Consider the following 19,612-nt stretch of genomic DNA (forward strand, 5'->3'; position numbering starts at 1 on the left):
GTTAGAAAGCAAAAGGGCAGTGCCACTGGCCCTGCCCTTTTCAGTTATCAGGCCTCGGGTTCCTGATCCGGTACGACCACGCCTTCGCGCGGCTCATCCGGGCTCGGCGACGGCAGATTCATCAGCTTCGCCAGAACGCTGGCCAGTTTCAGGCGCATTTCCGGACGGCGGACGATCATGTCGATAGCGCCTTTCTCGATAAGGAACTCACTGCGCTGGAAACCCGGCGGCAGCTTTTCACGTACCGTTTGTTCGATTACACGCGGGCCGGCAAAGCCGATCAGCGCTTTCGGTTCAGCGATGTTCAGATCGCCCAGCATCGCGAAACTTGCCGATACGCCGCCCATGGTCGGGTCGGTCAGTACGGAGATGTACGGCAGACCGCGCTCCTGCATTTTCGCCAGCGCTGCAGAGGTTTTTGCCATCTGCATCAGCGACATCAGCGCTTCCTGCATACGGGCACCACCGGACGCGGAGAAGCAGATCAGCGGACAGTTGTCTTCCAGCGCCTGCTCAACGGCACGCACGAAGCGCGCGCCCACTACAGAACCCATTGAGCCGCCCATAAAGGAGAACTCAAACGCCGCTGCGACAACCGGCATCTCGTGCAGAGTGCCTTTCATCACGACCAGAGCGTCTTTCTCGCCGGTCTCTTTCTGTGCAGAGGCCAGACGGTCTTTGTATTTTTTGGAGTCACGGAACTTCAGCACATCTTTCGGCTCAAGCTCGCTGCCCAGTTCAACCAGAGAACCTTCATCCAGCAGGCTATGCAGGCGATTACGCGCCGACATACGCATGTGGTGATCGCACTTCGGACAAACTTCCAGATTACGCTCCAGCTCGGCGCGGTACAGAACCTGGCCACAGCTGTCACATTTCGTCCACACCCCTTCAGGAATACTCGCTTTGCGGGTTGGGGTGATATTGCTTTTAATTCGTTCAATCCAGCTCATTGATAACCTTTCTGCCTGAACCAGGTTTGCTGCAAGGGGCGCATAATGCCATTTTTGCCCCCGACAGACCATGAATGTTGCACATTAAAACATAACAGCCCGAAACTTTGGATAAAAAAGTGGTCGAACCGCAGTCGTGCTTTTATTTTGCTTGTTTTGCCGCCGCGCGTCGGTGACGAATCACTTCGATGACGCCTGGCAGAATCGAAACCACAATAATCCCTACGATCAGCAGCTTAAGGTTTTCCTGGATCATAGGAATGGTGCCGAAGAAATAGCCCGCGTAGGTAAAGCTCAGCACCCATAACAGCGCACCGGTGACGTTATAGAGCGCAAACTGACGGTACGACATGTGGCCCATACCCGCAACAAAGGGGGCAAAGGTTCTGACGATGGGCACAAAACGGGCGAGAATAATCGTTTTGCCGCCGTGTTTTTCATAAAACGCATGGGTTTTATCGAGATAGCTGCGACGGAAAATCTTCGAATCCGGGTTACTGAACAACCGATCGCCAAAAAGCCGACCTATAGTGTAGTTCACCGCATCGCCAAGGATCGCGGCGATAAGCATCAGCACGACCATCAGATGCACGTTGATATCGTTGGTTTCCAGCGACGCCAGCGCCCCCGCCACGAACAGCAGCGAATCGCCCGGTAAGAACGGCGTCACCACCAGACCGGTTTCACAAAACAGGATCAGGAACAGAATGGCATACACCCAGACGCCATAATCGGCGACCAGCTCTGCCAGGTGAACATCAATATGCAGAATGAAATCAATCAGAAAGCGAATAAAATCCATATTGTCTAAACCTTAATTGCCACGGCTATCAGTCCGCTAAAAACAGCGGGCCCATTGGCGGTTTTGGAAGGTCAAATCGATCCGGGTAATCCACCGAGACCAGATACAGCCCTTCCGCTTTCGCCGTTGCTGCCGCCAGCGTTCTGTCCTTCGCTGCCAGCAACTCTGCAATCCAGCTCTCCGGCTGGTGTCCGGCGCCTACTTCCATCAGGCTGCCTGTAATATTCCTGACCATATGATGAACAAAAGCGTTCGCTTTGATATCCACCACCACATACGCGCCATGACGGCTGACGTTAATGTGCATCACGTTGCGCCACGGGGTACGCGACTGGCACTGGACGGCACGAAAAGAGGTGAAGTCGTTCTCGCCAATCAGCGCCTGCGCCGCACGGTGCATGCGATCGGCATCCAGCGGTTCGTAAAAATGGGTGACGCCCTGGCCCAACACTGCCGGACGAAGACGCTGGTTATAGATGATGTAGCGGTAACGGCGCGCGGTGGCGCTGAAACGCGCATGAAAATCATCCGGCACATTTTTGACCCACCGTACCGCGATGTCACCAGGCAAATTCGCATTTACCCCTAACGTCCAGGCCGCGTCTTTACGCACCGCGGTGGTTTCAAAGTGAACCACCTGCCCCGTACCGTGCACACCGGCGTCGGTTCGACCCGCGCACAGAACATTGATAGGCTCATTCGCGACCTGAGAGAGCGCCTTCTCCAGCTTCTCCTGGACGCTGCGTACCTCGTTCTGACGCTGCCAGCCATAGTATTTACTGCCATCGTATTCAATCCCGAGAGCAATTCTATGGACCGGCTTTTGTTCCACTTCAGACATCAGTACAGATACTCCTGCACCAGCTTCTCAGCGATTTTAACCGCCATCAGCGCGCCGCCGAAACGCACGTTATCGGCTACCGACCAGAACTGAACCTGCTCCGGCATGCCGTAATCGTTGCGCACGCAGCCAACTGAGAGGCGGGCATTGCCCGTGGCGTCGCCCACCTGGGTCGGGAACTCGCGCTCTTCGGAGAGCTCAATATCTTCGCCACGGCCAAAGGCGTCACGCGCCTCTTCCGCCGCCAGCGGGCGCATGGCTTCAAAGCTCACCATCTGGGCATGGCCGTAGAACACCGGCGACTGCACGCAGTTGGCGGAGATCATCAGCCCTTCGTCCTGCAGGATCTTACGCACTTCATCGACGATACGGCGCTCTTCGCGCACGCTGCCTTCGCGATCCGGCAGCAGGGGCAGCATGTTGAAGGCCAGCTGACGGCCAAAGAAGTCATCTTCGTCCACCGGGATACCGTTCAGCAGCTTCGCGCTCTGTCCGGCAAGGGCATCCACCGCTTTTTTACCGTGGGCGGAGACCGACAGCAGGCTGGTGACGGTGATGCGGGATAAACCGCCTTCGTCGATCAGCGGCTTCAGAGCGGTTAACAGCTGGCTGGTCAGGCTGTCCGGTACGGCGATGATGTTACGGTTGCGGTAGTCGGCCAGCACGAACGGATTGACGTCCGGCACGACCAACGGTACGTCCGGCTCAAGGGCAAACAGGCCGCTTAAATCGATGACCAGACAGCCGGCGTTGGTGGCGTCTTCAATATAGGCCGCGGAGGCTTCAGCCCCGGCCGCGAAAAAGGCCAGCTGCGCCTGGGTCCAGTCGAACTCAGCCGCGTCCTGAACGCGTACCGATTTGCCCTCATAACGCAGATGCTCACCTGCGCTCTCGTTACGCGCCAGGGCATAGATGTCGCCCACCGGGAACTGACGCTCAGCAAGGGTTTCGAGCAGGGCTTCGCCCACGGCGCCCGTTGCGCCCAGTATGGCAATGTTCCAGCCTTCAGACATGGTGGTTTACTCCAGAAATAAAAAAGCGTCCCCGGCGGAGTATCCGTCAGGGAGCATTAAGAAGACATTAACGAACCGGGTGGTGAACGGCGTTGAAACCCAGCTTATGCAGCAGCGATGCCGCAGCAGGGTCATCACACATCACATACAGGGAAGACCATTCGCGGCGCTCAACGTAATGCTTACGCAGCTTGTCAAATTCACCCGGCGTACCCGCTACTTTTCGCAGCAGCGCGTCATCGCGGCGCACATCATACACTAAATGCACCAGCCTTTTCAGCGTTCCCTGATCCAGCGTGCCGTGCAGGGTGATGCGACCAAAATCCGGGGTTGGCAGCAGCGTGTCCAGCGCTACCTGCTGGGATTTGCCAATAAAGGTGCTGTACGCCTCGAACACCTGGGTAGTACCGCGGGCTTTGCCTTCGAGGGTGTAGCCCGCAATGTGCGCGGTGCCGATATCCACTTTATCCAGCAGGGCCATGTTGAGATCCGGCTCCGGTTCCCAAACGTCCAGCACCACGCTGAGATCCTGCCCGGCCTCCAGGCGCTGCAGCAACGCCGCGTTGTCCACCACCGGACCACGGCAGGCATTAATCAGAATGGTGCCCGGCTTCAGGCGGCTAATCAGCGCGTCATCTGCCAGATGGTGCGATTTATACGGCCCGTCCTTAAACAGCGGCGTATGGAAGGTGAGCACGTCACACTCGGCCACCAGCTCATCCAGGCTGCGGAAATCCCCTTCATCACCACGGTCAGCGCGGGGGGGATCGCACAGCAGCGTGCGGATGCCTAACGCCTCAAGGCGTTTTTGCAGTCGGCTGCCTACGTTACCCACGCCGACAATGCCAACGGTCCGGCTGGTGAGAGTAAAGCCGTCGCGCTCGGCCAGCATCAGCAGGGATGAGAAAACATACTCCACGACGGCAATAGCGTTACAGCCCGGCGCGGCGGAAAAGCCAATCCCGGCCTGCTTCAGCCACGCGTCATCCACATGATCGGTTCCCGCGGTTGCCGTGCCGACAAACTTCACACCTTTGCCAGACAGCAGCGCCTCATTCACTTTGGTCACCGAGCGCACCATCAGGGCGTCGGCATCATCCAGCTCGGCGAGCGGAATGGGGCGTCCGGGAACGGCCTTAACCTCACCCAGGCGGCTAAAGAGCTCGCGGGCGTAAGGCATATTTTCATCAACGAGGATTTTCACGTCTGAGTACCTGTTTGAGAGGAAGTTATCCGGTCAAGTGTGCCATAATCTGGCCGCCAGGCATATACGTAAACCTGGTTAACGATGAGTAACGAATTTAAGGATTTTTTGCCGATGCAGCCCATTTCAGGTACGCCGCCACAACCTCCGGGTGATGGCCCGCGTCCATCCCACGTCGCGGGTGAACAGCCCCTCTCCACACAGCAACGCACTGTACTGGAACGTCTGATCACCCGGCTGATTGCCCTGACGTCGCAGCAGAATGCGGAAGTGTGGGCCGGAGTCAAGCACGATCTGGGAATGAAGAGTGATGCGCCCATGCTGTCGCGCCACTTCCCTGCTGCAGAGCAAAACCTCAACCAGCGCCTGAATACTGCCCAGCAAAATCACACCACCCGCCAGATGGTCTCCCAGCTGACGGAGCTGCTGAATCTGGGTAATAACCGTCAGGCGGCCAGCGATTTTATTCGCCAGCAGTATGGCCAGACGGCCCTGAACCAGCTGACGCCCGAGCAGCTCAAAACGGTACTGACGCTGCTGCAAAATAACCAGCTTGCGATCCCGCAGCCGCAGCAGCGCCCGGCGACGGAACGCCCGTTGCAGCCGGCGGAGCACAACACGCTGAAGCAGATGGTGACCAAACTTGCCGCCGCCACGGGCGAGCCAACCAAACTGATCTGGCAGTCGATGCTGGAGCTGTCGGGAGTAAAGGCGGGAGAGTTGATACCGGCCAGGCAGTTTACCCATCTTGCCACCTGGCTGCAGGCGCGCCAGACGCTGAGCACCCAGAGCGCACCAACCCTGCACACCCTGCAGGCCGCGCTGAAACAGCCGCTTGAACCCCAGGAGTGGGACAACATTCAGGATTATGCCCGACAGACCTGGCAGGCGACGCCGCAGACGGTGCTGACCACTGCCCAGGTTCAGGATCTGCTCAATGAGATCTTCACCCGCCGCAGCGAGCGGGAGAGTGGCACGCTGGAAGTGCGTAATATCCAGCCGATCTACAGCCCGCTGTTTGCCCCGGTGGTCGAGACCTTCAAATCCCTGTCAGCCCGACCTGGCCTGATGCTGGTCGCCCTGCTGGTAGCAATGGCGCTAATCTGGCTGGTGATTTAAAACAAAAAAGGGAGCCATCAGGCTCCCTTTTGACATCCGGCGCAGTCATTACGCTTTCAGCTTACGCATTACCAGCGTGGCGTTGGTGCCGCCGAAACCGAAGCTGTTAGACATCACGGTATTCAGTTCACGCTCGGTTGTCGCGGTAACGATGTTCAGGCCAGCAGCCTGCTCATCCAGCTCTTCAACGTTGATGCTTGGGGCGATGAAGCCGTGTTCCAGCATCAGCAGGGAGTAGATAGCTTCCTGCACGCCAGCCGCACCCAGAGAGTGACCGGTCATGGCTTTGGTTGCAGAGATAGCCGGGCTGTTGTCGCCGAACACTTCGCGGATTGCACCCAGCTCTTTCACGTCGCCTACCGGCGTAGAGGTACCGTGGGAGTTCAGGTAGTCGATTGGCGTATCCAGGCCGTGCATGGCCATCTTCATGCAGCGCACAGCGCCTTCACCTGATGGTGCAACCATGTCTGCGCCATCGGACGTTGCGCCGTAGCCTACGATCTCAGCGTAGATATGCGCGCCACGGGCCAGAGCGTGCTCCAGCTCTTCAACCACAACCATACCGCCGCCGCCAGCGATTACGAAACCGTCACGGTTTGCGTCGTAGGTACGGGAGGCTTTTTCCGGACATTCGTTGTATTTGGTGGACAGTGCGCCCATCGCGTCGAACTCACAGGCCATTTCCCAGCCCAGCTCTTCACCGCCGCCAGCAAATACGATGTCCTGTTTACCCAGTTGGATCTGCTCAACCGCGTTACCGATACAGTGTGCAGATGTCGCACAGGCGGAGCTGATGGAGTAGTTTACGCCGTGGATTTTGAACGGGGTCGCCAGGCACGCGGAAACCGCTGAACCCATGGCTTTGGTCACAACGTATGGACCGACCGCTTTCAGGCCGCGTGGGCTACGCATGGCGTCAGCACCGAATACCTGGGCTTTAGACGAGCCGCCGGAACCGGCAATCAGACCCACACGCGGGTTGTTCTGGTAAACGTCTTCACTCAGGCCAGCGTCAGCAATCGCTTCCTGCATGGAGAGATAGGCGTAGATGGAGGCATCGTTCATGAAACGGACCACTTTGCGATCGATCATGCCCGTGGTGTCCAGTTTTACATTACCCCAAACGTGGCTACGCATGCCGGAATCTTTAAACTCTTCAGAGAAGGTGATCCCGGAGCGTCCTTCACGCAGAGATGCCAGGACTTCCTGCTGGTTATTACCGATGCTGGAAACGATGCCCAAGCCAGTAATCACTGCACGTTTCATTCAATACCTCTGTAAGTCGCACTATTTTAAGTTTCGAGTCGCACAATAGCGTACACTTGTACGCCGAACAAGTCCGATCAGCCAATTTCTGCGGAAATTTGCACCAACAGACGCACATCGTTAAGATCGCGGCACAGCCTGTCAGACGAGTAACTTACGTGAAACAAAACGCCATACAACCTGCCAACCTCGAATTCAACGCTGAGGGTACACCTGTTTCCCGAGATTTTGATGATGTCTACTTCTCTAATGATAACGGACTGGAAGAGACACGTTATGTTTTCCTCGACGGAAACCAGCTGAATTCCCGTTTTCCGCTGCATCCCCGCGATCTGTTTGTGGTGGCCGAGAGCGGATTTGGCACCGGGCTGAATTTTCTCACCCTCTGGCAAGCCTTCGATCGCTTCCGTGCAGCTCACCCTGACGCTACGCTGCAAAGGTTACATTTCATCAGTTTCGAGAAATTTCCGCTGGCCGCCGACGATCTGCGTCTGGCGCACCAGCACTGGCCGGAACTGGCGCCCTGGGCGGAACAGCTCCAGGCCCAGTGGCCGCTGCCCGTCGCGGGCTGCCATCGTCTGCTGCTGGACGGCGGGCGCATCACGCTCGATATCTGGCTCGGTGATATCAATGAGCTCACCGACAGGCTGGATGACTCCCTGAATCAGCAGGTCGATGCCTGGTTCCTCGACGGCTTTGCCCCGTCCAAAAATCCGGATATGTGGAACGCGCAGCTGTTTGCTGCCATGGCTCGTCTGGTCCGGCCGGGCGGGACGCTCGCCACCTTTACCTGCGCCGGATTTGTCCGTCGCGGCCTGCAGGAGGCGGGCTTCAGGGTGCAAAAAACCAAAGGCTTTGGCCGCAAGCGCGAAATGCTCATCGGGGTGATGGAGCAGGATCTTCCCTCCCCTGCCCGCACGCCGTGGTTTACCCGTACGCCCTGCAACGGGCGCGAAACCGCCGTCGTGGGCGGCGGGATCGCCAGCGCCCTGCTGTCGCTGGCGCTGTTACGCCGTGGCTGGCAGGTGACACTCTACTGCGCCGACGATGCCCCGGCGGCGGGTGCCTCCGGCAATCGTCAGGGGGCGCTCTATCCATTGCTGAGCGCACATGATGCCGCGCTGAGCCAGTTTTTCCCGGCGGCGTTTACCTTCGCCCGCCGCCTGTACGATGCCCTGCCGGTAGACTTTGATCATGCGTGGTGCGGCGTCACCCAGCTGGGCTGGGATGAGAAGAGCCAGAAAAAAATAGACCAGATGCTGGCCCTGGGCCTGCCGGAGCAGATCGCGGTGGCGGTGGATGCCGGACAGGTGCAAAAAAGCATCGGCGTGCCCACCGGCTGCGGCGGGATCCAGTATCCGCTCGGCGGCTGGCTGTGTCCGGCCCAACTCACCGCGGCGGTGATTACCCTGGCGCAGACCCTCGGCCTGCAGGTGCACTATGGCCGTCGGGTGAAATCACTGGAGCAGGCCGACACCCGCTGGATGCTGGAGTTTGCCGACGGTGAGCGGGCGCAGCATGGCAGCGTGGTGCTGGCCAACGGACACGGGATCAGCCAGTTCAGCCAGACCGCCCAGCTGCCGGTTTACCCGGTGGGCGGCCAGGTGAGCCATATTCCGGCGGCTGAACACCTCAGCCAGCTGCGTCAGGTGCTCTGCTACGACGGCTATCTGACCCCGCAAAACCCGGTTAACGGTCAGCACTGCATCGGCGCAAGCTATCATCGCGGGCAGACCGAACCGCAGTACAGCGAAGAGGATCAGCAGAATAATCGCCAGCGTCTGATCGACTGTTTGCCGCAGGCAGCCTGGGCGCGTGAAGTGGATGTCAGCGCCGGTGAGGCGCGAAACGGTATTCGCTGTGCCACCCGCGATCACCTGCCGATGACCGGTGCGGTGCCGGATTATGACGCCACCCTGGCGGCGTATCAGGATCTCGCTAATAACAAAGAGCAGGCGGTCAGCGCCCCGGAGTTTCGTAATCTGTTTGTGCTTGGCGGGCTGGGTTCACGCGGACTCTGTACGGCCCCGCTGACGGCGGAAGTGCTTGCCGCGCAGATGAGCAACGAGCCGATCCCGCTGGACAGCCATACGCTGGCGGCGCTCAATCCGAACCGGTTATGGGTGAGGAAGTTGTTAAAGGGGAAAATGGTCAAATAGGTGCGGGCTGGGCCCCTCACCCTGACCCTCTCCCCATAGGGGAGAGGGAATAATTCGTGCGGAATATCACCTACGCGTTTACGCTGGCTTTCTGAAACAACGTATCCCACATCCCCAGCACCAGAGACTGGTCGCGCGGAGAGAGTTCGCCCGCCAGAATGGCTTTTTCCAGGCTACGTGACACTTCAGCGTGCACCGCGTCTGGAGAGTGGTCGTCACCGGCTTCCAGTTCGGCGACGGCGAGCGTCAGGTGACCACGCAGATAACCGCTGGCAAACAGTTCATCGTCACTGGCGTGCTCCACCATGTCATCAATTAATGCCAGAATGCGTGATTCAAATTCTGCGATCATCTTCTTTCCTCAGTTAAGATCTTCCGGCCACGGGAAGCATTCCGCCGTGATCTCCGGCGTGTGGTAATAATTCTGTAAAGCCTTGATCAAGCGTGCCGGACGTTCCGGAATGCCTTTCTCAAGATACTCCATCACCTGCGCGTGAACGCGGCGCTGGAAGACAATACGGTCTGGCTCGAAGTCGCCTTCGAGGTTGTCACAGCTGACGTTAAACGGGAATCCTGCCGCCACGCACAGCAGCCACTCCAGCGCCTGGGGTTTGACCTCTACATCTTCAAACTGCCCCTGGGTCGCGGCGTCGCGGCCGTCCGGGCAGTACCAGTAGCCAAAGTCCACCAGCTCGCGACGCGCTTTTCCTGCGATACACCAGTGCGATATTTCATGCAAACCGCTGGCATAAAAGCCGTGAGCGAACACAATCCGGTTGTACGGCACTTCCGCATCTGCAGGAAGATAGATCGGTTCGTCGTCGCCTTTAATCAGACGGGTATTAAAATCTTCCGCGAAGCAGCCGTTGAAAACCTCAATCAGCTGTTCGTATTTATGCGTACTGTTCATTAGTTCATCCCCAACCAGTGGAGGATCTCCTGTCCGTGGCTGTCATAAAGAAGTTTGGCACTCATTACGGCCGAGACAATGACAATCATCGGACGAATGAGCTGTTGCCCTTTGCTTAACACCAGGCGCGAACCTGCCCGCGCGCCCAGAAATTGTCCGGCCATCATCACAAATCCGGTCGCCCAGATCACCTTGCCGCCGATGATAAACAGCAGCAGACCGCCGAGGTTCGAGGTGGCGTTCAGCACTTTGGCATGGGCGGTGGATTTGGCGAGGTTAAAACCGGCCAGGGTCACGAACGCCAGGGCGTAAAACGACCCGGCGCCCGGGCCGAAGAAACCGTCATAAAAGCCGACACAGCCACCGGCAATCAGCGCAAACGGCAATCCGTGCAGGCGGCGCTGCCGATCCTCTTCGCCAAGCTTTGGCATCAGTAAAAAGTAGAGGCCAATACAGATAACGAGGATGGGTAAGATCTGGCGCAGTATATCGGACTGCACATGCTGCACCAGCAGCGCACCGCTGGTTGAGCCGATAAAGGTCATCAGGATATTGAGCTTCTGGTCGGCGAGGCTCACTACCTTGCGGCGGATAAAATAGATCGAGGCGGATAACGATCCGCCGCACGCCTGCAGCTTGTTGGTCGCCAGCGCCTGCGCCGGGCTCATCCCCGCCGCCAGCAGGGCCGGAACGGTTAACAGCCCGCCGCCGCCCGCCAGTGCATCAATAAAACCGGCCAGCATAGCGATAAAAAACAGCGCCACCAGCAGCAGCGGCGATACCATAAACAACTCAGCAAATTGGTCCATTAAAGTACATGCTCATCCAGTAGCGCCTGGCAGGAAGGCGGCAACGGAGGTGGTGTCTTCTTCTCAGGCTTAGAGGTTCCAGGCTTGGCCGGTTCAAACCAGCTTTGCAGTTCGTAACCACAGCCATCGCCAGGCGGTGGCAGCGGCTGATCTTCGCATTCCAGGCTGTTCGCCGGGCAGCGCAGACGCACGTGCATATGCGCACGGTGCTGGAACCACGGCCGCACTTTACGCAGCCAGTCTCGGTCGGTTCCGGCATCTTCGCAAAGCTGCTGCTTGATGGCCGGGTTAACGAAGATGCGCGTGACGTCGTTATCTTTTGCCGCCAGCTTGATCATGGCGGAAACATCCTGCGACCAGAGCGACGGCACCACACGCTTGCCGTCGCTGGCGACCAGATCGAGCGCCTGGGGCTTCAGCAACTGGGCCGAGGTCCAGCGGGTTTTCGGCAGCTGCAGGAAGATATCCACGTCCAGCCCGGTTTGATGGCTGGCATGGCCGCCGTTAAAGCGTCCGCCTGCCGGCATCCCCATATCGCCAATCAGCACCGCGCCTAGCCCCAGGTTATGCACCTGGTTGCTGAGGCGCTGAATAAACAGCACCAGATCCGGGTGACCAAAGTAGCGGCGCTGATCGGTGCGCATCACCTGATACGTGGAGGACTGCTGCGGCAGCGATTCTGCGCCTACGATACAGCCATTAGAGAACCCGCCGATGGACTGGGCGCTGCCCGCCACCGGGTGGGTGATTTTTTGCCACGGCGTTGCCGCCAGAGCGGTCCCGCTGGCAAGCAGCGCCAGCAGAGCAATTGCGGTTTTTTTCATGGTTACCAGCGTGGAATGGTGGTCGTCACATCCGCATTCTGCGCGCGCTGGCGCAGGAAGTGATCCATCAGCACGATCGCCAGCATCGCTTCGGCGATGGGCACTGCGCGGATCCCGACGCACGGATCGTGACGTCCTTTGGTGATCATCTCAACTTCTTCGCCAGAGCGGTTAATGGTGTGGCCCGGCACGGTAATGCTGGAGGTTGGTTTCAGCGCAATGTTAGCCACAATCTGCTGCCCGCTGCTGATGCCGCCCAGAATGCCGCCCGCGTGATTGCTCTGGAAGCCCTCTTTAGTAATTTCGTCGCGGTTCTGGCTGCCGCGAAGCGCCACCACGTCAAAACCGTCGCCAATCTCTACCCCTTTCACCGCGTTGATGCTCATCATCGCATGGGCAATGTCGGCGTCGAGGCGGTCAAAGACCGGCTCACCCCAGCCCGGCGGAACGCCGTCGGCCACGACCGTGACTTTGGCACCAATGGAGTCACCCTCTTTTTTCAGGGCGCGCATCAGTTCGTCCAGCGCTTCCAGCTTCGAGGCATCGGCGCAGAAGAACGGGTTCTGTTCAACCTGATCCCAGTCTTCGATCGCCAGCGGAATGTCGCCCATCTGGGTCAGGCAGCCGCGAATGACAATACCAAACTTCTGCGCCAGGTATTTTTTAGCAATGGCGCCTGCCGCCACGCGCATGGCGGTTTCACGGGCGGAGGAGCGTCCGCCGCCGCGATAGTCACGAAAACCGTATTTCTGTTCGTAGGTATAGTCAGCGTGGCCCGGGCGGAACACATCCTTGATGGCGCCGTAGTCCTGGGAGCGCTGATCGGTATTCTCAATCAGCAGGCCGATGCTGGTGCCGGTAGTGCGTCCTTCAAAGACGCCTGACAGGATTTTGACTTGATCCGGCTCGCGGCGCTGGGTGGTATAGCGCGAGGTGCCCGGGCGGCGCCTGTCGAGATCGTGCTGTAAATCAGCTTCGGTCAGTTCGATGCCAGGCGGTACGCCATCAACGATGCAACCCAGCGCCAGCCCGTGCGACTCGCCAAACGTGGTCACACGAAATAATTGTCCAATACTGTTTCCTGCCATCACGGCTCCGTTTTCGTTGTTCTGTGTTTGAGCTTTCTGTGTTTGCGCAATGTGAAACGGGCCGAAGCCCGTTGGATTAATCTTTGTAGATGCTGAAGTGCTCGCGCGCGACGAGAAGCTGCGCTTTGGTCAGCATGAAGACGCCGTCGCCACCGTTGTCGAACTCGAGCCAGGTGAACGGCACATCCGGATATTGCTCCATCAGATGTACCATGCTGTTACCGACTTCACAAATCAGAATACCGTCATCGGTCAGATAATCCGGCGCGCAGGCCAGTATACGGCGGGTCAGCTTCAGGCCGTCGGAGCCGGAAGCCAGTCCCAGCTCAGGTTCATGGCGGTATTCGTTTGGCAGATCGGACATATCTTCTGCATCGACGTACGGTGGATTGGTCACAATCAGGTCGTACTGCACTTTCGGCAGGTCACGGAAAAGATCGGAACGGATCGGCGTGACGTGATGGATCAGACCGTGTTCTTCAATGTTGTGTTCCGCTACCGCCAGCGCGTCAGGGGAGATATCCACGGCGTCCACTTCCGCATCCGGGAAGGAATAAGCGCAGGCAATGGCGATGCAGCCGCTGCCGGTGCACATATCGAGGATATGCTCAGGCTGATGGTCAATCAGGCCGGCGAAATGGTTATTGATCAGTTCACCAATCGGCGAGCGCGGCACCAGCACGCGTTCATCGACAAAGAATTCATGGCCGCAGAACCAGGCTTTGTTGGTGAGGTAGGCCACCGGGATGCGCTCGTTAACGCGACGGATCACGCGCTCAACGATACGGTGTTTTTCACTGGAGGTGAGGCGCGCAGAACGCATATCTTCAGGGATATCCAGCGGCAGATAGAGTGACGGCAACACCAGCTGTACCGCCTCATCCCACGGGTTGTCGGTACCGTGACCGTACCAGATATTGGCCGCGCTGAAACGGCTGACCGCCCAACGCAACATGTCCTGAATGGTTTGCAGCTCATTCACCGCTTCATCGACAAAAATTTTATCCACTATGTTCTCCAGGGCATGCTCGCTAAATTTTCGGCGGCTAGTGTGCCATGAAGACGGCGATAAATCAGCACTGTCGCTAACGGCTTGCGGGTAAAAAATGCGTTTTGCCGTACGGCGAGTCAGGTACACTGTCGGAAATAAGAGATGAGACGGACATATGAAAAAGAAAACATCCTTGAGCCAGGAGGATCAAACGCTGTTTCGTCAGCTGATGACAGGCACGCGTAAAATCAAGCAGGACACCATCGTCCACCGCCCGCTGCGTAAAAAAGTGAGTGAAGTTCCCGTAAAACGGTTGCTGCAGGAGCAGGCCGACGCCAGCCACTATTTTTCCGACGAGTTTCAGCCGCTGCTGAATACGGAAGGCGCCGTGAAATACGTGCGGTCGGACGTCAGCCACTTCGAGCTGAAAAAATTGCGTCGTGGGGATTATTCGCCGGAGCTGTTTCTCGATCTACACGGGTTAACCCAGATGCAGGCGAAACAGGAGCTGGGCGCGCTGATTGCCGCCTGCCGCCGGGAACATGTCTTTTGTGCCTGCGTGATGCACGGCCACGGCAAACATATTCTTAAGCAGCAAACCCCGCTGTGGCTGGCTCAGCATCCACACGTGATGGCTTTTCATCAGGCACCCAAAGAGTACGGCGGAGATGCCGCATTGCTGGTGTTGATTGAAGTAGAAGAGTGGCAACCGCCTGAGCTGCCCTGAGAGGCAGGCGGGTGGCAATTGCTACCCGCCTGGATCTGTTACGTCAGATAGCTTTCGCCATCTTCAGATTGCAGGGGCTCATCTGCCAGTTGAAGACGCCAGCACCCGTTTCATTGAGGGTGACATTGGCAATGGCAGAGGTGCTGAACATCGGCGGCGTTTCGCCCGGGCAGAGTTCAGATACCAGATAGCCGACTAACGGCAGATGGGAAATCACCAGCGCAGAAGCGACACCTTCATTGCACAGCGCCTGAAGATAGGCACTGACAAGACCCACATCGCCACACGGGGTAAGCTCTGGCAGAACGTCGACACTGTCTGGCAGGTTCATACACTCCCCTACCACGTCCAGCGTCTGTTCAGCGCGTAAGAACGGACTGACGAGGACACGTTCAATATCCACTTTTTGCCCTTTCAGCCAGGTTGCCATTTGACGGGACTCGTCACAGCCGCAAGGCGTCAGAGGACGTACAGAGTCACTGGCAGCATCAAGTGCCGCGTCACCGTGACGCATGATAAAAACTTGCATATTGCACCGCTTTTGTTGACCAGGATCACCGGTGTTACTTCCCCGCGTGAACAGATAACGAGGTAGAAAACCCGATGGCCGGGCATTGTGCCTGATCCATCCGTTGAATGAAACGCTGTTTTTTACCTCAACGGCGTAAGTATAGTCAATGTCAGTTTACAAATTAGACAGGACCAGACCCTTCAACGGCGGATTTACTCTTATTTGACCTTAATTTACAAGGTCAGTTTCCTTTGCTGGCCAAAATCGCAGCCCCTGATCCGCCATCTGCAATAATGCGTCACACGGCGTAAACCGCGGCCCATATTGCACAGCCAGTCGTTGTAAAATCGCAACAACTTCACCCGCACCTAAGCTATCCATATAGCGGAACGGGCCACCCAGGAAAGGTGGGAAACCAATGCCAAACACGGCGCCAATATCGCCGTCGCGGGCATTTTTAATGACCTTCTCATCAAAGCAGCGCGCCGCTTCGTTGAGCATCATCATGACGCAACGTTCTGCGCACTGTGTCGCAGAGAGTTTGCCCTCGCCGGCAGGCTGAATAAGCCCATAAATTGCCGGGTCTACCTGTTTCTTGCTTTTACGCCCTTTTGGATCGTAAAGATAGAAACCCCGTCCATTTTTTCTGCCTTTGCGATCGTCATTCAAAATTGCAGAAACAATGTTTGCAGGTGCGCTAAACCGTTCACCGTAAGCGTTTTCCAGCACAGGTATAATTTTAGTGCCGGTATCGATTCCCACCTCATCCAAAAGTTGGATTGGGCCGACCGGGAAACCAAACTTCACCAGCGCGTTATCGATATGTTCAACCTTTTCGCCTTCAGTCAGCAGGCGCATGGCCTCATTGATATAAGGCGCCAGAATGCGGTTGACGTAGAACCCGGCTTTATCGGCCACCACCACCGGCGTTTTGCCCTGCATTTTTGCCAGCTTCACCACGGTGGCAATGGTCTGCGGGCTGGTTCCGGCGTGCGGGATGACCTCCACCAGCGGCATTTTTTCTACCGGACTGAAGTAATGCAGCCCGATCACCTGTTCAGGGCGTGCGGCCCCGGCCGCAATATCGCCGATAGGCAACGACGAGGTGTTGGAGGCAAAAATGGTGTGCGGGGCACAGTTCGCCTCTACCTCGGCCACCATCTGCTGTTTCAGGGCCAGATCTTCGAATACCGCCTCAATTACCAGATCGCGATGACGGAAACCGCTGTAGTCAGTGGTGCCGGAGATCAGCGCCAGCTGGCGATCGCGCTCGCTGGCTTTGATATGGCGGCGTTTGACCTTTTTATCAAGCAACTGCCAGCTGTACTGAAGGGCGTGGTTGATCCCCTTCGGGTTGATGTCCTTGATCCGCACCGGTAATTTGCCTTTGCTGGCGCTGACGAAGGCGATACCGCCCCCCATCAGCCCGCCGCCCAGCACACCGACAGACTCCAGCGGCGCTGGCTCCGCCTCGCTGCCGGGATCTTTTTTCACTTCGGTACTGGCAAAAAAGATGCTGCGCAGCGCCTGAGACTGTGGGGTCATCGCCAGTTCGCCAAAGGCTTTCGCTTCTGCGGCATAGCCGCTGCTGCTGCCCTGGGTCAGGCCGGTATGGATCACCTCGAGAATGCGTTTTGTCGCCGGGTAGTTCCCCTGGGTTTTTTGCTCGGTTTTTTTGCCCACCATGTTGAACAGCAGCGCACGGCCCAGCGGCCCTGCCAGCACGCGCTCGCGCACCGGTAAGCGACGGGTGTCCGGTTTGCCTTTCAGGGCCAGCGCAACGGCGGCCTCCAGCAGAATGGAATGCGGAACTACTTCATCCACCAGCCCGACCTTCAGGGCCTGGCGCGGGCGCAGCTGTTTACCGGCGAGGATCATCTCCAGCGCCGTGCTGACGCCCACCAGACGCGGCAGACGCTGGGTGCCGCCCGAGCCCGGCAGTAAGCCAAGCTGCACTTCCGGCAGGCCCAGCACCGTTTTGGCGTCGTCGGTGCAGATGCGTGCGTGACAGGCCAGCGCCAGCTCCAGACCGCCGCCGAGGCAGGCGCCGTGGATCGCCGCAATCACCGGGATCGGCAGGGCATGAATTTCGGCCATGATCTGCTGCCCCTGACGGGCCAGATCTTCCGCCACCTGCGCGCTTTCGGCGCGGGCAATCATGTTGATATCGGCCCCGGCAATAAAGTTGTCCGGCTTGGCCGAGATAAACACCAGCCCGCGCAGGTTTTTGTTTTCACGCACCTGCTTGAGGATGGCGCGAACCTGGCCGCCAAACTCCGCTTTCAGGGTATTCATCTTCTCGCCTGGCGCATCGATGGTGACCACCGCCACGTTGTCCAGACGCACGTGCAGGGTAAACGCCGTTGTCATCTCCATTATTCAGCCTCCAGAACCATTGCGGCACCCAGACCACCCGCCGCGCAGGCGGTGACCAGGCCAAAACCGCCGCCGCGACGGCGCAACTCATGCAGCGTCTGGGTGATCATCCTCGCCCCGGTCGCCGCAAAGGGGTGACCGTACGCAATGGAGCCCCCCAGCACGTTAAATTTGCTCTCATCCACTTCGCCAGTGGCATGGGCGCGGCCCAGCACGTCCCGGGCAAAGCGTTCGCTGGCCAGCAGTTGCACGTTGGCAAGGGTTTGCGCGGCAAAGGCTTCGTGCATGTCGATGAGCGTGAGATCGCCCATGGTAAGCCCGGCACGCTCAAGCGCCAGCGGCGTGGACCAGGCTGGCCCCAGCAGCATGTCCTGCCAGACATCAATGGCGGTGAAGGCGTAGCTGCGCAGATAGCCGAGCGGCTTCAGGCCCAGCTCTCTGGCGCGCGATTCGGTCATCAGGATCACCGCCGCCGCGCCGTCGGTTAACGGAGTGCTGTTCGCTGCGGTGACGGTGCCGTGTTTGCGGTCGAACGCCGGGCGCAGTTTTGCGTAATCCGCAAGCGTTGAGGTGCCGCGAATATTGTTATCCTGGCTGAGCGGCTCGCGGAATGGCGGCGTATAGGCCGTCATGACCTCGTCCGCCAGTTTGCCTTCCGCCCAGGCCTGAGCGGCGCGCTGGTGCGAGCGGTGTGCCAGGGCATCCTGCTGTTCACGGGTGATGCCGTAGGTTTTCGCCATCTGCTCGGCGGTATCGCCCATGCGCAAGCCGGTGGAATATTCCGCCACGCCTGGCGGCACAGGGAGTAAATCGCGCAGACGCAGGCGCGAAAACAGCGACAGGCGCTGCCCGGTGGTGCGGGCTTTGTTGACGTCCACCAGCACGCGGGCGAGCTTTTTGCTGACGCCAATCGGTAAAACGGACGAGGAGTCGGCGCCGCCAGCAATCCCGGCGCGAATGGTGCCGGTTATCAGGCTCTCCGCGACGTTTGCCACCGCCTGAAAGCTGGTGGCGCAGGCGCGACTCACGCTGTAGGCATCGGTGTGCACGTTCATCCCGGTGCCCAGCACGATTTCACGGGCGATATTGGGCGCTTCCGGCATTTGCACTACCTGGCCAAAGACCAGCTGTTCAATGACTTCGGGAGGAATTTCACTGCGAGCCAGTAACTCTCCTACGACCATTTTCCCCAGATCGACGGCAGGAATGCCATGAAACGCCGTCGCCTGACGGGCAAACGGCGTACGTAATCCACTGACAATGGCAATGCGATCGCCCTGACGGGTGATTAGCGGTAATGCCTGACTCATAACGCTCCCCTGTGAATAACAAATGCGCAAAGTGGTCTGACCTGATAACAGTCTTAACCAAATTTTTACATTAGCCAATCAGGGAGAAGAAAAATTGCGAGCGAACACACAGAGAGCAAACGAAACGCCTCCGGGAAGGAGGCGTTGAAAGGAATTAGCGCAGACCGAGTTGAAAAATCAGGGATTCTGCTTCGCAGCTGAACACGAAGTCGATGTCCAGGCGAACCCCGCCTTCCACGTCGGTGAAGGTGGAATTAATTTCGCACGGTTCAGACTCCACGCCGCGGGCTTTTTCGGTCAGGGCAGCCAGCGTCTCTTCGGCGTCGGCACGACTGGCGAACTCACGGCTGTAAGAGGCGGTGCAATCCGTGTTGTCCACGATGGTGCCCACATCCATACAGCAGCAAACCGGGGTTTCATCAGCACTGCATTTACTCATAGTAGATTTCCTCTGAATTCGCGCACGGCGCGAGAATAAACACGATGCTGATATTTTACGCCCCGGGCGGGGGTGGCTCCAGTTGTTAATGGCCGAAAACCGGGTAAGTGAGCAATATCACAAGTAAAAATGATCTAAAACAAAAATCACCCATTCGGAGGAAGCGAACTGGTCACAATTTTGCCACCCAGATCCCGTTTCGAAAAACATATCAGTAAATATTCACAAACACTCTTGCAACATTCTATCTGGTCAGACCTATACTCTCGC

The 19,612-nt window shown here is 58.0% G+C and carries 19 protein-coding genes; 3 read left to right on the plus strand and 16 right to left on the minus strand.

What is annotated here, in order from left to right; all coding sequences use genetic code 11:
• Window positions 1-47: 47 nt before the first annotated feature.
• From accD to pdxB, 5 genes are all read right to left on the minus strand, one after another.
• On the minus strand, window positions 48-953 hold the full coding sequence (gene accD, locus FHN83_RS04280) for an acetyl-CoA carboxylase, carboxyltransferase subunit beta (protein WP_039030948.1): 906 nt from the start codon (window positions 951-953) through the stop codon (window positions 48-50).
• 142 nt (window positions 954-1,095) lie between these two features.
• A complete protein-coding gene (locus FHN83_RS04285; protein WP_139563304.1) occupies window positions 1,096-1,755 on the minus strand; it encodes a DedA family protein in 660 nt (219 codons plus the stop codon).
• Window positions 1,756-1,783: 28 nt separating this feature from the next.
• Entirely contained in the window at window positions 1,784-2,596 is an 813-nt protein-coding gene (gene truA / locus FHN83_RS04290) for a tRNA pseudouridine(38-40) synthase TruA (protein WP_138369848.1), read from the minus strand.
• Window positions 2,596-3,609 carry an aspartate-semialdehyde dehydrogenase gene (locus FHN83_RS04295; protein WP_138369847.1) on the minus strand — a complete coding sequence of 338 codons (1,014 nt, stop codon included), beginning with the start codon at window positions 3,607-3,609 and terminating at the stop codon, window positions 2,596-2,598. The genes truA and FHN83_RS04295 overlap by 1 nt, the downstream gene beginning before the upstream one ends.
• A 67-nt stretch (window positions 3,610-3,676) precedes the next feature.
• Entirely contained in the window at window positions 3,677-4,813 is a 1,137-nt protein-coding gene (pdxB, locus tag FHN83_RS04300) for a 4-phosphoerythronate dehydrogenase PdxB (protein WP_138369846.1), read from the minus strand.
• A gap of 114 nt (window positions 4,814-4,927) precedes the next feature.
• Between pdxB and flk the strand changes: the two genes are divergently transcribed.
• A complete protein-coding gene (gene flk / locus FHN83_RS04305; protein WP_139563305.1) occupies window positions 4,928-5,932 on the plus strand; it encodes a flagella biosynthesis regulator Flk in 1,005 nt (334 codons plus the stop codon).
• A 48-nt stretch (window positions 5,933-5,980) separates the two neighbouring features.
• On the opposite strand, the gene fabB is transcribed toward flk, so the two are convergent.
• On the minus strand, window positions 5,981-7,198 hold the full coding sequence (gene fabB, locus FHN83_RS04310; RefSeq protein WP_039030943.1) for a beta-ketoacyl-ACP synthase I: 1,218 nt from the start codon (window positions 7,196-7,198) through the stop codon (window positions 5,981-5,983).
• A gap of 158 nt (window positions 7,199-7,356) precedes the next feature.
• Between fabB and mnmC the strand changes: the two genes are divergently transcribed.
• A complete protein-coding gene (gene mnmC / locus FHN83_RS04315; RefSeq protein WP_176556465.1) occupies window positions 7,357-9,357 on the plus strand; it encodes a bifunctional tRNA (5-methylaminomethyl-2-thiouridine)(34)-methyltransferase MnmD/FAD-dependent 5-carboxymethylaminomethyl-2-thiouridine(34) oxidoreductase MnmC in 2,001 nt (666 codons plus the stop codon).
• A gap of 70 nt (window positions 9,358-9,427) precedes the next feature.
• Here mnmC and FHN83_RS04320 read toward each other — a convergent pair whose 3' ends face one another.
• The 6 genes from FHN83_RS04320 to prmB form a co-directional block, all read right to left on the minus strand.
• The gene (locus FHN83_RS04320) at window positions 9,428-9,709 is read right to left on the minus strand and encodes a YfcL family protein (RefSeq protein WP_039030941.1); all 282 of its coding nucleotides are present in this window, start codon (window positions 9,707-9,709) and stop codon (window positions 9,428-9,430) included.
• A 9-nt stretch (window positions 9,710-9,718) separates the two neighbouring features.
• Complete coding sequence (locus tag FHN83_RS04325) at window positions 9,719-10,267, minus strand: elongation factor P hydroxylase (RefSeq protein WP_039030940.1); 549 nt, start codon at window positions 10,265-10,267, stop codon at window positions 9,719-9,721.
• Entirely contained in the window at window positions 10,267-11,076 is an 810-nt protein-coding gene (locus tag FHN83_RS04330) for a sulfite exporter TauE/SafE family protein (protein ID WP_039030939.1), read from the minus strand. Before FHN83_RS04330 ends, FHN83_RS04325 begins: the two co-directional genes overlap by 1 nt.
• Window positions 11,076-11,900 (minus strand): penicillin-insensitive murein endopeptidase, encoded by an 825-nt coding sequence (gene mepA, locus FHN83_RS04335; protein ID WP_139563307.1) that lies wholly within the window; start codon window positions 11,898-11,900, stop codon window positions 11,076-11,078. Before mepA ends, FHN83_RS04330 begins: the two co-directional genes overlap by 1 nt.
• Window positions 11,901-11,902: 2 nt before the next feature.
• Entirely contained in the window at window positions 11,903-12,988 is a 1,086-nt protein-coding gene (gene aroC, locus FHN83_RS04340; RefSeq protein WP_039030937.1) for a chorismate synthase, read from the minus strand.
• Between the two features lie 76 nt (window positions 12,989-13,064).
• A complete protein-coding gene (gene prmB / locus FHN83_RS04345) occupies window positions 13,065-13,997 on the minus strand; it encodes a 50S ribosomal protein L3 N(5)-glutamine methyltransferase (protein ID WP_039030936.1) in 933 nt (310 codons plus the stop codon).
• A gap of 157 nt (window positions 13,998-14,154) precedes the next feature.
• Here prmB and smrB point away from each other — a divergent pair, with 157 nt between their 5' ends.
• Entirely contained in the window at window positions 14,155-14,706 is a 552-nt protein-coding gene (smrB, locus tag FHN83_RS04350) for an endonuclease SmrB (RefSeq protein ID WP_039030935.1), read from the plus strand.
• A 43-nt stretch (window positions 14,707-14,749) separates the two neighbouring features.
• Here the strand turns inward: smrB and sixA are convergent, their stop codons facing one another.
• The 4 genes from sixA to FHN83_RS04370 all read right to left on the minus strand — a co-directional run bounded on the left by sixA (window position 14,750) and on the right by FHN83_RS04370 (window position 19,342).
• Window positions 14,750-15,235, minus strand: coding sequence for a phosphohistidine phosphatase SixA (gene sixA, locus FHN83_RS04355; RefSeq protein WP_039030934.1), 486 nt, complete (start codon window positions 15,233-15,235; stop codon window positions 14,750-14,752).
• A gap of 210 nt (window positions 15,236-15,445) precedes the next feature.
• Complete coding sequence (fadJ, locus tag FHN83_RS04360; protein WP_139563308.1) at window positions 15,446-17,593, minus strand: fatty acid oxidation complex subunit alpha FadJ; 2,148 nt, start codon at window positions 17,591-17,593, stop codon at window positions 15,446-15,448.
• Complete coding sequence (gene fadI, locus FHN83_RS04365; protein WP_139563309.1) at window positions 17,593-18,903, minus strand: acetyl-CoA C-acyltransferase FadI; 1,311 nt, start codon at window positions 18,901-18,903, stop codon at window positions 17,593-17,595. The genes fadJ and fadI overlap by 1 nt, the downstream gene beginning before the upstream one ends.
• Before the next feature lie 154 nt (window positions 18,904-19,057).
• A complete protein-coding gene (locus FHN83_RS04370) occupies window positions 19,058-19,342 on the minus strand; it encodes a YfcZ/YiiS family protein (protein ID WP_139563310.1) in 285 nt (94 codons plus the stop codon).
• Window positions 19,343-19,612: the final 270 nt, after the last annotated feature.

Source organism: Leclercia adecarboxylata, assembly GCF_006171285.1.
Classification (GTDB): domain Bacteria; phylum Pseudomonadota; class Gammaproteobacteria; order Enterobacterales; family Enterobacteriaceae; genus Enterobacter; species Enterobacter barmai.

Excerpts from the sequence above, each read along its gene's own strand:
- accD (WP_039030948.1), bottom strand. The coding sequence starts at position 953 with ATGAGCTGGATTGAACGAATTAAAAGCAATATCACCCCAACCCGCAAA.
- FHN83_RS04285 (WP_139563304.1), bottom strand. The coding sequence starts at position 1,755 with ATGGATTTTATTCGCTTTCTGATTGATTTCATTCTGCATATTGATGTT.
- truA (WP_138369848.1), bottom strand. The coding sequence starts at position 2,596 with ATGTCTGAAGTGGAACAAAAGCCGGTCCATAGAATTGCTCTCGGGATT.
- FHN83_RS04295 (WP_138369847.1), bottom strand. The coding sequence starts at position 3,609 with ATGTCTGAAGGCTGGAACATTGCCATACTGGGCGCAACGGGCGCCGTG.
- flk (WP_139563305.1), top strand. The coding sequence starts at position 4,928 with ATGCAGCCCATTTCAGGTACGCCGCCACAACCTCCGGGTGATGGCCCG.
- fabB (WP_039030943.1), bottom strand. The coding sequence starts at position 7,198 with ATGAAACGTGCAGTGATTACTGGCTTGGGCATCGTTTCCAGCATCGGT.
- FHN83_RS04320 (WP_039030941.1), bottom strand. The coding sequence starts at position 9,709 with ATGATCGCAGAATTTGAATCACGCATTCTGGCATTAATTGATGACATG.
- FHN83_RS04325 (WP_039030940.1), bottom strand. The coding sequence starts at position 10,267 with ATGAACAGTACGCATAAATACGAACAGCTGATTGAGGTTTTCAACGGC.
- FHN83_RS04330 (WP_039030939.1), bottom strand. The coding sequence starts at position 11,076 with ATGGACCAATTTGCTGAGTTGTTTATGGTATCGCCGCTGCTGCTGGTG.
- mepA (WP_139563307.1), bottom strand. The coding sequence starts at position 11,900 with ATGAAAAAAACCGCAATTGCTCTGCTGGCGCTGCTTGCCAGCGGGACC.
- aroC (WP_039030937.1), bottom strand. The coding sequence starts at position 12,988 with ATGGCAGGAAACAGTATTGGACAATTATTTCGTGTGACCACGTTTGGC.
- smrB (WP_039030935.1), top strand. The coding sequence starts at position 14,155 with ATGAAAAAGAAAACATCCTTGAGCCAGGAGGATCAAACGCTGTTTCGT.
- sixA (WP_039030934.1), bottom strand. The coding sequence starts at position 15,235 with ATGCAAGTTTTTATCATGCGTCACGGTGACGCGGCACTTGATGCTGCC.
- fadJ (WP_139563308.1), bottom strand. The coding sequence starts at position 17,593 with ATGGAGATGACAACGGCGTTTACCCTGCACGTGCGTCTGGACAACGTG.
- fadI (WP_139563309.1), bottom strand. The coding sequence starts at position 18,903 with ATGAGTCAGGCATTACCGCTAATCACCCGTCAGGGCGATCGCATTGCC.
- FHN83_RS04370 (WP_139563310.1), bottom strand. The coding sequence starts at position 19,342 with ATGAGTAAATGCAGTGCTGATGAAACCCCGGTTTGCTGCTGTATGGAT.